6 protein-coding genes are annotated in these 12,956 nt (G+C 63.6%); 2 read left to right on the forward strand and 4 right to left on the reverse strand.

Going from position 1 to position 12,956, the window contains the following annotated elements:
- Positions 1-5: 5 nt before the first annotated feature.
- Positions 6-2,777 carry a glycosyl hydrolase 115 family protein gene (locus MOK15_RS11570; protein ID WP_242931744.1) on the forward strand — a complete coding sequence of 924 codons (2,772 nt, stop codon included), beginning with the start codon at positions 6-8 and terminating at the stop codon, positions 2,775-2,777.
- A 15-nt stretch (positions 2,778-2,792) separates the two neighbouring features.
- Here the strand turns inward: MOK15_RS11570 and MOK15_RS11575 are convergent, their stop codons facing one another.
- The 3 genes from MOK15_RS11575 to MOK15_RS11585 all read right to left on the reverse strand — a co-directional run bounded on the left by MOK15_RS11575 (position 2,793) and on the right by MOK15_RS11585 (position 9,453).
- Positions 2,793-4,181 carry a family 43 glycosylhydrolase gene (locus tag MOK15_RS11575; RefSeq protein WP_242931745.1) on the reverse strand — a complete coding sequence of 463 codons (1,389 nt, stop codon included), beginning with the start codon at positions 4,179-4,181 and terminating at the stop codon, positions 2,793-2,795.
- Positions 4,178-6,364 (reverse strand): GH92 family glycosyl hydrolase, encoded by a 2,187-nt coding sequence (locus MOK15_RS11580; RefSeq protein ID WP_242931746.1) that lies wholly within the window; start codon positions 6,362-6,364, stop codon positions 4,178-4,180. Before MOK15_RS11580 ends, MOK15_RS11575 begins: the two co-directional genes overlap by 4 nt.
- A gap of 98 nt (positions 6,365-6,462) precedes the next feature.
- Positions 6,463-9,453 carry a TonB-dependent receptor gene (locus tag MOK15_RS11585; protein WP_242931747.1) on the reverse strand — a complete coding sequence of 997 codons (2,991 nt, stop codon included), beginning with the start codon at positions 9,451-9,453 and terminating at the stop codon, positions 6,463-6,465.
- Between the two features lie 513 nt (positions 9,454-9,966).
- Between MOK15_RS11585 and MOK15_RS11590 the strand changes: the two genes are divergently transcribed.
- On the forward strand, positions 9,967-10,467 hold the full coding sequence (locus MOK15_RS11590; protein WP_242932729.1) for a membrane-like protein: 501 nt from the start codon (positions 9,967-9,969) through the stop codon (positions 10,465-10,467).
- 26 nt (positions 10,468-10,493) lie between these two features.
- Here MOK15_RS11590 and MOK15_RS11595 read toward each other — a convergent pair whose 3' ends face one another.
- Positions 10,494-12,905, reverse strand: a complete 2,412-nt coding sequence (locus MOK15_RS11595) for a ligase-associated DNA damage response DEXH box helicase (RefSeq protein WP_242931748.1) — start codon at positions 12,903-12,905, stop codon at positions 10,494-10,496.
- Positions 12,906-12,956 lie beyond the last annotated feature (51 nt).

The following is a 12,956-nucleotide window of genomic DNA, read 5'->3' on the forward strand; positions in this document are numbered from 1 at the left end:
GGGCGATGATAGTGCGGACATTCGGGGTCATGGCAATGGGCGCCAGCGCGATGGCGCTGGCTGCATCGGCATCGGCGCAGCCGGTGACATTGGTCGGGAACGGTCAGGTGGCCAGCATAGCGCATGATGGCGATCAATCCCTGACCCTGGCCGCGACGATGCTGTCGCGCGATCTGAACGCCGTGACCGGCCGCACCCCGGCGCTCTCGACGAAGCTGGAGGATTGCGCGCGCGTCTGCGTCGTGGTGGCGCAGCGCGGATCAGCCCTGATGGAAGCGGTGGCGCGCGATACCGGGGTCGACCTTGGCGGGCTGGACCAGCAGTGGGAACGCTATCTGCGCGTCGGCATCCCGTCGCGCAGCCAGCCGGGGCGCCAATATCTGCTGATCGCGGGATCGGACATGCGCGGCGCGATCTGGGGCGTGGTCGATCTGAGCCGCGACATGGGTGTTTCCGCCTGGGAATGGTGGGCGGACGTCACGCCGCGTCGGGTGGAGCGGCTGGTCGTCGATGGCAAGAGGCAACTCTCGCAATCGCCATCGGTGCAATATCGCGGCATCTTCCTGAACGACGAGGATTGGGGATTACAGCCCTGGGCGGCCAAGACGTTCGAGCCTGAGACCGGCGACATCGGGCCGAAGACCTATGCCAGGATATTCGAGCTGATGTGGCGGCTGAAGGCCAATCTGATCTGGCCCGCAATGCATGAAAGCACCAAGCCTTTCTACCAGATACCGGGCAATGCCGAAATGGCGCGCGACTATGCGATCGTCGTCGGCACGTCCCACGCCGAACCCATGATGCGCAACAATGTGCGCGAATGGGACGAGGCGACGCAGGGGCATTTCAACTTCTTCTCCAACCGCGACGAGATGCTCCGCTATTGGGGGACGCGGGCCAAGGCGGTGAAGGATTTCGAGAATATCTACACGGTCGGCCTGCGCGGCGTGCATGATTCCGAAATGGAGGGCGCATCCTCGCCGGAAATGGCGCGGGGCGGATTGCAGCAGGCGATCGATGCGCAGCGGAAGTTGCTGGCGCAGGCATCGGCCATGCCGGTCGATAAAATCCCGCAGGTGCTGACGCTCTACAAGGAAGTGCTGGACCTCTATTCGCTGGGACTGAACGTCCCCGACGATGTCACTCTGGTATGGCCGGAAGATAATTACGGCTATATCAACCAGTTGCCGACAGCCAGCGAACGCGCCCGGCGCGGCGGCGCGGGCGTCTATTATCATATCTCCTATTGGGGCCGGCCGCATGACTATCTCTGGCTCGCCACGACCCATCCCGCGCTGATACGGGAGCAGATGGAGCGCGCTTGGGAGACCGGCGCGCGCAAGATCTGGGTGCTGAACGTCGGCGACATCAAGCCCGGCGAATATCTCACCCAATATTTCCTGGACCTCGCCTTCGATCACCGGCTGTTGCAGGGCAGCGCGGGCGACCACCTCACCAACTGGGCGCGTGCCCAGTTCGACAGGGCGGTCGCGGATGAGATCGCCGGGATCATGACCGACTATTATGGCCTGGCCTTCGAACGACGCCCGGAATTCATGGGGTTCAGCCAGGTGGAGCCGATCACCCCGATCTCGATCGGCGCCTATGTCCGTTCCGGTGGGGCGGAGGCGCAGCAGCGCATCGATCGCTATGACGCCTTGCGCGCCCGTGCCGAGGCGCTGGCAGCGCGCATTCCTGCGGACCGGCGCGACGCCTTCTACGAACTGGTCCTCTATCCGGTTCGCGGCGCGGCCAGCCTGAACGAGCGGAATTTGAAGCTCGACCTTGCCGCCCTCTACAGCCGTCGGGGTCAACCGGCGGCGAACCTGCTGGCGGACGAGGCCAAGGCCGCGCACAACCGCATGGTTGTCGATACCGCTGCCTATAACACGCTTGGCGGTGGAAAATGGCGGGGCATCATGGACATGGCGCCGCGGGCATTGCCGGTCTTTGCCGAGCCGCCTTATCCCCATGCGAGCTTTACGGCCCGGCCCGGTTGCGTCGTGGACGGATCGGAACTGACATTCGTGCCAGGCAAGGCGGCTGTCCATGCCCTCACCATTCGCGGCTGGGGAGAACCGACCGATTGGACGATGGCGGGGCAAGCGGGCGTGACGTCCGCCCTGTCACGCGGCCGCCTGGACAGCGCCAACGGATATCAGCAGCGCGTGACGATCGCCTATGATGGAAAGGCCGCCGCCCCCTCGTTCGGGACGGTGACGTGCGGCGGCAAGCGCATCGCCGTCGAAGGCCGAACTCTGCTGGCCGTGCCGCCGGAGACGCCGGTCGAGATAGACCATATCATCGCATTCCCGGCCGCAAATGCCCCGGTAAGCGGCACCGACTGGGAACGGATCGAGGGGCTTGGCGCCTATGGCGCGGCGCTCCGCACGAAACTTTCCATCCCGTCCCATGACGATATGACGAGTGCCGCGCCGCTGGCCTATGATTTCGATCTGGCGGCGAAGGGCGACGCCACCCTGCATGTCGTCGCCCTGCCCGTCCATCCGCTCACTTCCGTCAACCGGCTTCGCATCGCCATCCGCATCGATGACGGAGCGCCGCAACTGCTCGATTTCGAGACGCATGGGCGCAGCGACGAATGGAAGGCGAATGTGCTGAGCAACACGGCCCGGCGGACGCTGTTCCTGCCGCAACTGGCGGCGGGCAAACACCGCATCCGGCTCTATGCGATGGACCCTGGCTTCCTGCTCGACCGGATGGAATTGCGTCTGGACGGCGCGCCTGACCGCTATGGCGCGCCGCTCATTCGATAGAGCAGGACGGTATTTTCAGGGAAAGGTCCATTCGAGGATGCCGGGCGCGCCGTCGAAGCGAAGCCGGACAAAGCGCGCCCTGCCCGCCGCCGGAATGCTGATCGGCGATCCCTGCGCCTGGATCGGTGCGCCGATGCGCTGCCATGCGCGCCCATCGTCCGACGCCTCGACGCTGAAATGCAGCGTCTGCATCACATCGGCGGGGCGCAGGTGGCTCTCGCCGACTTGCCCCGCAGCGCCAAGGTCCGCCTGCAACCAGGAAGTTTCGGCGGTCGCATCGCCCTGCCAGCCGGTCGCATAATTATCGTCGCCCGCAGCGGAGGCGGCATGAAGGGGATCGCGCGCCGACGAGGCGGTCAACGCCACAGCGCGACCGGCAGTCCGGTGGCTGGCCGTGCCCGCTATATCCGGTCCTTCATGGGTCGGAATCACCGGCAGCAACCGATCGCCCGCGATGCGCAGGCGATCGACGGCGACCTGCCGCAACACCTCATCACCCGCGCGCGGGAAAGGCAGGGCTTGTCGATGATAGAGAATGAAATCCTCCTGCCCCACGCGGAAGACGGCGTGATGGCCGGGGCTGATGATCTGCCGGTCCTGATCGGTCGCCAGCAACGGCTTGTCCTCCGGTTCCCGGAAGGGGCCGAAGGGCGTGTCGCCAATGGCATAGCGGACCTGATAATTATCCTTGGTCGTGTTGCCCCATGACGAGGTCAGGAAGTAGCGGCCGTTGCGCTTCACCATGAACGGCCCTTCGAAATAATGCGGTGGGGTCACGTCATGGACTTCGCCGTCGAAGCTCGTCATGTCGGGTTTCAGCTTGACCGCGAAACAGCGGCCGTTGACCCAGTTGAGGCCCGATCCCCAGTAAAGATAGGCCTGCCCGTCATCGTCGATGAAGGCTTCGGCGTCGATCATGTGAAAGCCGGGCCGGAAATCGCGCCGGACCAGCGGCTTGCCGCCATTGGCGTCGCGCCAGGGACCGGCGGGATGATCGGCGACGCCGACCCAGATCTCGTTGCCGACCGAAACATACATCCAGAAACGCCCGTCGCGCCCCTGCACGACGGAAGGCGCCCAGACATTGGCCCCACCCGACGTCGTGCTGTGCGCGGCGGCCTTCGTCGGCCAGTTCGGCGTGGAGAAAGTCCAGTCGCGGAAATTGCGCGACCGCCACAGGCCCAACTTTTCGCCGCCCCATGGATCGATCGTGACGAAGATGAACCATTCGCCGCGATAATGGACGATCGAGGGGTCGGCCGCATAGCCGGGCAGCAGCGGATTGCGGGCGTGCGGGGCGAAGGGATCGGTGGCCGGGGCGGCGGCAGGTGCTGCGCCCGCCAGGGCAGCGATCATCGCCAGAAGCAGCGTGCGGGCAAACCGGCCCGATCGTGTAACGGTCATTGTGCGTCCTGCCCCCATTTGTTCGGCTTCGACGCCAGTTGCAGTTCCAGCGTCCCGCCCGCCATAATCTCTTCCTGCCGCAGGAACGCCCGGTCGATCGGCTTCCCGTTCAGCCGCGCGGCGCTGATGTAGATGCGCCCCGGCTTCCAGTTCGGCGCCTTTATAGTGAAGCTCCGGCCGTTTTCCAGATTGAGCACGGCCCTGGGCTGATGCGGGGCGTGCAGATAGAAATGGTCGGTCGTCAGTTTCGGGAACAGACCGAGGCGATTGAAGACATAGTGCGAACTCATCGCCCCATTATCCTCATCACCCGGATAGGCGTTGGCGGTGAAGCGGGTGAAGATGCGGTTCGCCCAGAAGCTGGCCAGGTCGGGACGCCCCACTTCGCTGAACAGCCATGGCGTGGCGAAGCTGGGTTCGTTGGTGATGTCGATCAACCCGGTATTGAGCGCATGGTCCAGCCGCTCGATGAAACGGTCCCGGCCGCCCATCGCCGCGATCATCCCCGGCAGGTCGTGCAGCATGTCATAGGAATAGATCCAGCCCGTCCCCTCATAGAAGCCGACATTATTGTACGTCTTGCCGTCCCAGCCCAGCTTCGGATCGTTCGGCTGGAACCGTCCATCCGGGTAACGCGGCGCGATGAAACCGGCAAAGCCGTCGCTCTGCACATCCTTGTCCCAGACATGGCGCCAGTTGCCGGAACGCTGTTGCAGCATCGCGGCCAGATCCTTCCGGCCGGCCGCTTCGGCAAGGCCGGCGGCGTAGAAATCGTTGAGCGCGTAACCGATCGTCGAGGAGCCGGACCGCGCGCGGGGATTATCGGTTTCGGGGCTGTTGTCGCCCACGCCGAACCAGCCATCGATCAGGTAGCGCGGCCGTCTTTCTTCCAGCGCATTATGAATGGCGACATCGGCCGCCGCCTTCCAGTCCACGCCGGGGACGCGCCGGATCAGCCCTTCGCCCAGCACATTGTCGACTTCGTCGCCGCCCTGCCCGACATGATAGTTGCGCCCCGCGATGAAGGCGGTGTGGGCCGCGCCATAGCGACGGTAGGTTGCTATGATCGATGCGACGTTGCCGGCATAGACGCTGGGGCGGAGCAGGGACATCAATGGGAAGGCCGTACGATACGTGTCCCATAGCGTGTAATAATCGTCCCAGTGCGGCGTCGTCCGGTCGGCGACGGGCTGGTCGAGCGTTCGGTCGCGCGGCTGGATCACGCTATGGTAGAGCGCGGTATAATAGCGGCGCTTGTCGGCGTCGCCCACCCCGTCGATCGTGGCGCGGTTCAGCTCCCTGTCCCATTCGGCGCGGGCATCGGCCTGTACATCGGCGAAATGCTTGCCCGCCAGTTCCGCGTCGAGCAGCTCGCCGGCGCGTTCGGCGCTGGTGAAGGAGACGGCGACCTTCACCTCGACCGGACCCTTGCCGTCGAACTGCCACCAGGCGTTGAGCTTTGTGTCGGCGGGCACCTGCGCATCGACCGCGCCGGGCAGCAGCCTGTCGCCGGCCCGCACGCCCCAGGCGGTCAGCGGCCGGTCGATCTGCGCGACAAACCAGATGTCGACATTGGCGGGCGACCAATAATCCTTGCTCCGCACCCGGCCGATCAGGCGGCCCCGTTCCGGGATCAGCCGCACATCCGCCCCGTCGCTCGCCAGCACACCGCCGATCTTGCGGGTGATGTCGAAGACCAGCGTCGCCTGCTTGCCCGCCGGATAGGCGAAGCGGTAGATGGCGGCATGATGACCGGGCGTGACTTCGGCGCGGACGCCATAGCGGTCGAGCGTCACGGCATAGCGGTCGGCGCCCATTTCCTCGCCACTTTTGGGCGACAGGTGGGACGCTTCGTCCAGCACGGGATCGCCCGTCTGGGGCGACAGGAGGAAGGTGCCGTAGGTGGTCCGTCCACCCGAACCCTGGGTATGCAGTTGAGCGAAACCGCTGATATCGGCGGCGGGATCATAGCCGGCATTGCTGCCGCTCAGCATTTCCGGGCTGGGATGGATGGAGCCGGCGGGGCGCGCCGGTCCGGCGACCGTGTCGCCTTCATCATCATTGCCCAGCCCGACATGCGGATCGACATAATGGACAAGGGATTCGCGCTGCGCGATGGCGGCGTCGGTCAGGATGAAGGCGAATGCGGCAGCGCCAAGCAGCCAATATTTGCGACCCGTCAACTATCGGCTCCTCTTTTTTGGGGGTCTGATGCGCCCTTTCGCATCAGGCCGGACAACGCCGGGAACCCGTGCAGTGGCCCCGGCGCTGTCCTTTCGTGTCAGAAGGTGCCGCGCAGCGTCACGCTGTAGGTGCGACCGTCATAATCGTAGCGACGCGGCAGATCCGGTTGATTTTCATATTCATACCGGATCGCGTTGGTCAAATTATAGGCATCCACCGACAAGGTGAGGAAGCTGGTGATATTGTAGGAAGCGGAGGCATCGAGCTGCCCGCGCGCCCGCACCTGGCGCGCCGCGCCGGTGAAGGTGCCGGCCGAAGCCAGGTCATATTTGCTGCGCACATTATAGACCAGCCGCACCCCGTAATCGGGCGTTTCATAATAGCCGATGAGGTTGGCATTATGCTTCGACACGCCCGGCAAGGTCGCCTTCGCGCCGGTCGCGGTCTTGCCGCTGATCGTCGTATAGGCATAGTTGAAACCGCCGCCCAGATTCTTGAGGATGCCGGGCAGGAAATCCAGGGTCTGCTGGATATTGAACTCCAGGCCGCGGACCGTGATCGGGTTGGTCTGGTTCATGAAGCCCGATGCGGAGACCAGATAGGGCTGGGTGACGCCGCCCTGCGTGTAGGTCAGGCTGCTTTCGCAACGGTCGCCATTGACCGTCAGCGTGCCAAGGCCCAGCGCCGAGGCATCCGACGGGCAGAGCTGGGTCGGATCGGTGATCTGCGAAATGAGGCCGGTAATCCGCTTCTGGAAGCCCGCCAGCGAGATGATGCCGTTCGGGCGGTTGTAGAATTCCGCCGAGATATCGAACGAGGTGGCGTTATATGGCTTCAGGTCCGGATTGCCGAGCGTGACCGAATAGACGCCGTTCGACGGCGCGCTGACGATCGTGACCGGCGTGAAGGCGCGCGGCTGGGGCCGGACGTAAGTGCGATAGGCCGCGGCGCGCACCAGCAGCTTGTCGGAAATCTCGGCCACAGCGATGAACGACGGCAGCAGCTTGTTATAATGCTGTTTGTAGGTCGTGTTGACGAAATCGCTGGGCGATCCGATCGAATTGGTCAGCGAGACCCGATTGAGCGCGTTGATGATGTTGTTCGTGCGCTCGTAGCGCAGGCCGCCATTGCCGCGAACGGTGATTCCACCCAGTTCGAACTCATATTTCAGCTGGCCATATGCAGCGAAGATATTGTTCTCATTAGTGAAATTATAGAGGGAATAGCTGTTGTCGTTATAGCGGATATTATAGCCCAGGGGCGAAAGATCGCCGCCCGGATAGACGGTGATGGGCGTCACCTGCGACAGGAATTTGTTGAGGTCGGTGACCTGCCAATTGCCGGTGGGCGTGCCGCCATTGCCGCCGAAGAAATCGTCATAGGTCGGGCTTTGCATCATGACGTCGCCGGTCAGGTTCTGAACCTGCAAACCATAGGCGCTGGTGCGATAGCCCCGCGAAATGAACTGGTTATGTTCATAGCGCATACCGGCCTGGATGCCGGTGAGGAAGCCGTGCAGCGTGCGCTCCACTTCGAACTGGGCGGCGGCCAGCTTGTTGGTCGCATAGCTTTGCGTGCCGGTGAACTGCATCCGGTTGCGCTGCGCGGCGGGAATGGCGGAATCGTAGAAATAGGTGGGATCGGCGACGCCGCCCCACACGCCGCTGCTGATGCCGGCGGCGCTGGTCGCCGGGACGGGGTTGATCGTATAGGCGAAATTGTTGAGATTGCCGCCGCCCGTGCGCATCGTGCCGGTCAGGCCATTGCCGCCTGCCGCCTGCATCGTCTCGAAATCGACCTCCGTTTCGATCGAGCTGTTCGACGCCTGCGAAAGGGTGCCGATGGCGTTTACCCGCCAGTCGTCATTCTTCCATTCTCCATTGGCGTTGATGCCCCAGGCCTTCTGATGCTGGCCATATTCGCGCGTGGACGACACGGCGGTGGGGTTGGCATAGTCGAAGTCGTTGACGACATAGCGGCCGTCCGAAAGACTGACCGGCGCGCTGAGGGCCGTGATGCTGCTCGCCGTGTTCAGCGAATTGACCATAATATATTGCAGCGTCTTGGGCTGCTTGCGATCGGTCAGGAATCCGGTCAGGCCGATTTTGGCGCTGTCGCTGATCCGATATTCCGCACCGGCGGCTGCTGAATAGAGATTGCCCTTGTTGAGGCGCGAATATTGCCGAAGCTGCGAATTATAGAGGACGCCTGCGGTGGATTGCGTTCCGGTGCAGGAAGGACAGCCCGCGGACGGCGCATAATAGCCGCCGACCAGCGCGGCATTCGCCTGCGCCTGTTCCGGCGACATGGCGGTGTAGCTGTTGAACAGGATCGAATCGCGCCGGAAATTCTCCTGCTTGTAGGCGAAGGTGCCGAAGACGGCGAAATCGTCGCTGAAATGATGATTATAACCGATCGTCGCGCCCGGCGCGCCACGCTCGCCCAGTTCATTATATTCGTAGGACGCCTTGGCGAAGCCGCCTTCCTTGCGGCTCAATGCCGAAGCGATCTGCAGGTCGACATTGCCGGAAAGGCCGCCGCTCTGGGCGTTGGCGAGCGGCGATTTCTCGACAATGATCGCGCTGAAAATATCCGAGTTGAACGCGCCGAGCGGTGCGGCTTCCGACAGGATCGGCTCCGCGAAGGCCACGCCGTTCAGCGTCAGTCGCGCATATTCGCCGGGCAGGCCGCGCAGGTTGATCGTCGCGTTGCGGCCTTCGGCTTCGCGATTGATCTGGACGCCGGGCACGCGCTGCAACGCCTCGCCCACGTTCAGATCCGGGAAGCGCCCCAGACCGTCCGAGGAAATGCCGTCGGTGATGGAAATCTGCGCCCGCTTGCTCGCAATGGCGTTGGCATAGCTCTGACGGAAACCGGTAACGACGATGTTGTTATCGGAAGGGGTGCTGTCGAGCGCCTCATCCCCCGATTGCGCGGATACGCTCTGGTCGATGGCGGCGGATGCGGAAGCGGCCTGGCTCACGGCATCGCCCGGCGCGCTCTGCGCCCAGACTGGTGCCGAACTCAACATGCTTCCCCCCAACAGCGCGATGGCGAGTTGATTGATTCGCGTATACCGAAAACGCATCTTGTCCTCCCCGAATGCCCTCTGGCGGTATTTCTCCGCGCTACGGCAATTAGATTATATGCCACCGCTTAAATTGGGCGGCAAACTGGTCATACCAATATCGCTGACCATGTCAATTCTGTCGGAGTTAATCCATGCCTGACGTGCATGGATGTGGTCAGACAGGGCTAATTATCAGAAAGGACAACGGATTTCCGTCTGTCACGTCCCATATTTCGGGAAAGGGGCAGGATGAAATATGGATGAAGCGTATCTTTGGTCGGACAAGATGTAGCGCTCAAATAGCGTTGCCCATCATGCGGAGCGTAAACCGGCTCTCCTCGAAGCATCCGCATGGGATTGTCGCCATGGACTTTACCGCCAACCCGCCAAACGCCTAGAACCGTCGCCATGATGGAAGAACATGACGCAGGGCGGCCTGCCGCCACGCCGGTGATCGCGCATGACCGGCCTGACCACCCGTCCGAACGGCTGATGGTGGAGCAGGCTCAGCGCATGAGGCGGATGCTGTTCATGGTCCCCCTCGCCCTCCTCGGCGCATGTGGTGGAGAGGTGGAACCGGCGGCCAACCAGACGACGCCTGTCGAAACCGTACGGACCCCGATCAGCACCGTTGCAGCCAACGGCGTCGAAGCGAACAGGGCAGCAGCACTTCCTGCACCTGCAAAGGAAGTGAGCAAGCCTTTGGTTTCACGTGAAACACCATCCTCCCACGCCGCGCCGCCAGATTATCGCGCGATCGGCACCGAACCCTTCTGGGCCGTGACGGTGCGCGGATCGGTCGCAACGCTGGAACGTCCCGACAAGGCATCTGTACGCTTCGCTGTCAGCCGCAACGACGATGGCCGGGCGATCCGCTATCTTGGAGACGGGTTTTCCATGACGCTCACCGAAGGGCCGTGCAGCGACGGCATGAGCGACACCATCTGGTCCGACCGAGTACAGGTGGCGTTCGGGGAAGGCACGCTGAAAGGCTGCGGTGGGGAGCGGGATGACGGGGGTTACGCGCCTTAATCCGCCCGCCCTTAATCCGCCCGCCCTTAATCCACCCGCATCGCCTCGGCCACCAGCGCTTCGGCTTCCATCAGCAGCGCATCCTCCGCCGCCTGCTGCGCCACCTGCTCGCGTCCGATCAGAATCAGCACGGGAACGGCGAGCGGGCTGACGCGGTCGAGATCGATATGCAGCATCGTCCCCCCGGCGCGGTCAATCAGGTCGCCCAGCCGCCCGACATCGGTCATCCGCGCGCGCGCATCGGCCCAGGCGGCCTGGAGCAGCAGATGGTCGGGCTGATATTTGCGCAACACGTCATAGATGAGGTCGGTGGAGAAAGTGACCTGCCGCCCGGTCTTGCGCTTGCCCGGATGCTGCCGCTCGATCAGGCCGGAAATGACCGCCACATCGCGGAAGGCCCGCTTGAGCAGGCTCGACTGCTCGACCCATTCGACAAATTCATGGTCGAGGATATCGGCGGAAAAGAGGCTCCTGGGATCAATGACGGGCTTCAGCCCGTAAACCGCCAGCGCATAGTCGTTGGAGACGAAGCCCAGGGGCATCAATCCCTGGCTCTCCATGCGACGGGTGAGCAGCATCCCCAGCGACTGATGCGCGTTCCAGCCCTCGAAACTGTAGCAGACCAGATAATGACGCCCCTCATGCGGGAAGGTTTCGATCAATAACTGACCCGGCTGCGGCAGGGCGGAGCGATATTTCTGCATCTCCAGCCAATCGCGCACATCCTGCGGGAAGCGATGCCATTCTCCCGGTTCGGCCAGAAACGAGCGTACGCGATCTGCTAGCCGCGTCGACATGGCCATGCGGGTGCCGCCCCAACTGGGAATACGCGCCTGCTTCGACGTCGCCCGCACCACCAGGTCGCTGGTGTCCATCCGCACCACTTCCAGCGCCATGCCGGAAAAGAAAAAGCTGTCGCCCAGCCGCAGGGTGGCGGCGAACCCCTCCTCCACCGTGCCCAGCTTGCGCCCGTTACCGAAGCGCACCGCCAGTGCGGGCTGATCGACAATGATGCCGGCGTTCAGTCGGTGCTGCTGGATAAAATGCGGGTGGGAGACGCGCCATGTCCCGTCCGCCTCCTGCGTCAGTCGCTTGAACCGGTCATAGGCGCGCAACGCATAGCCGCCCCCCTCGATGAAGTGGAGGATGTTGGCGAATGCCTCCTCGCTCAGCGCGCTATAGGGCGTGGCGGAGCGTATCTCGGCCAGCAGTTCCTCCGCCCGAAAAGGCCCTGCACAGGCAAGACCCATCACATGCTGCGCCAGCACGTCCAGGCTGCCCGGACGGAAATCGTCGGCGTCGCGCTCACCCGCCTCGACCGCGTCCAGTGCAGCGCGCGCCTCCAGATATTCGAAGCGATTGCCGGGGATCAGCACCGCCTCGCTAGGCGTATCGAGCCGATGATTGGCGCGGCCGATGCGCTGAAGCAGGCGCGAGCTGCCCTTGGGTGCGCCCATCTGGATCACGCAATCGACATTGCCCCAGTCGACCCCCAGGTCGAGGCTGGCGGTCGCCACCAGCGCGCGCAGCCTGCCCGCCGCCATCGCCGATTCGACCTTGCGCCGCGCCTCGATCGACAGGCTGCCATGGTGGATGGCGATCGGCAGATTGGCGTCATTGACCGACCAGAGTGACTGGAAGATCAGCTCGGCCAGCCCCCGCGTATTGCAGAAGACCAAAGTCGTCTGGCGCGACTCGATCTCCGCCATCACCTGTTTCGCCGCATATTTGCCCGAATGGCCCGACCAGGGAATGATTCCGTCCGGAATCAGGATGGCCACATTGGGGTCCGCGCCCTGCTCCCCCAGGACTGGCGTCACGGCGTCAATGTCCGCATCGGGCGCAAGCCAGGCGCGATAGGCATCTACATCGGCAACGGTGGCGGACAGCGCGACCCGACGCAACGCCGGGTTGATCGCCTGCAACCGCGCCATCGACAGGTTGAGCAGGTCGCCGCGTTTCTGCGTTGCGAAGGCGTGGACTTCATCGACGATCACCGTCCTCAAATCCGCGAACATCAGCATCGCGTCGGGATAGCTGAGCAGCAGCGACAGTGATTCGGGCGTGGTGAGCAATATCTGCGGCGGCCGGGCGCGCTGGCGCGCCTTGCGGTCCGATGGTGTATCGCCCGTCCGTGTTTCGACCCGGATGGACAGACCCATTTCCTCGATCGGGGTGAGGAGGTTGCGCCGGACATCCACGGCCAGCGCCTTCAAGGGGGAGACGTAGAGGGTATGAAGCCCCTCGACAGATTCGCGAATCAGGTCGGTCAGCGTCGGCAGAAATCCCGCCAGCGTCTTTCCCGCCCCGGTGGGCGCGACCAGCAGCGCATGGTCGCCCGACTCCGCCGCCGCCAACATCTCCATCTGATGCCGTCGCGGCCGCCAGCCGCGTGATGCGAACCAGTTATCGAGGATGGGGGGGAGCGCGGCGGGCATGGCAAGGATGTAGGCACGATCTTGCTCCTGCGAAAGCCGGAGAACAGAGAC

This window comes from Sphingobium sp. BYY-5, assembly GCF_022758885.1.
GTDB lineage: Bacteria > Pseudomonadota > Alphaproteobacteria > Sphingomonadales > Sphingomonadaceae > Sphingobium.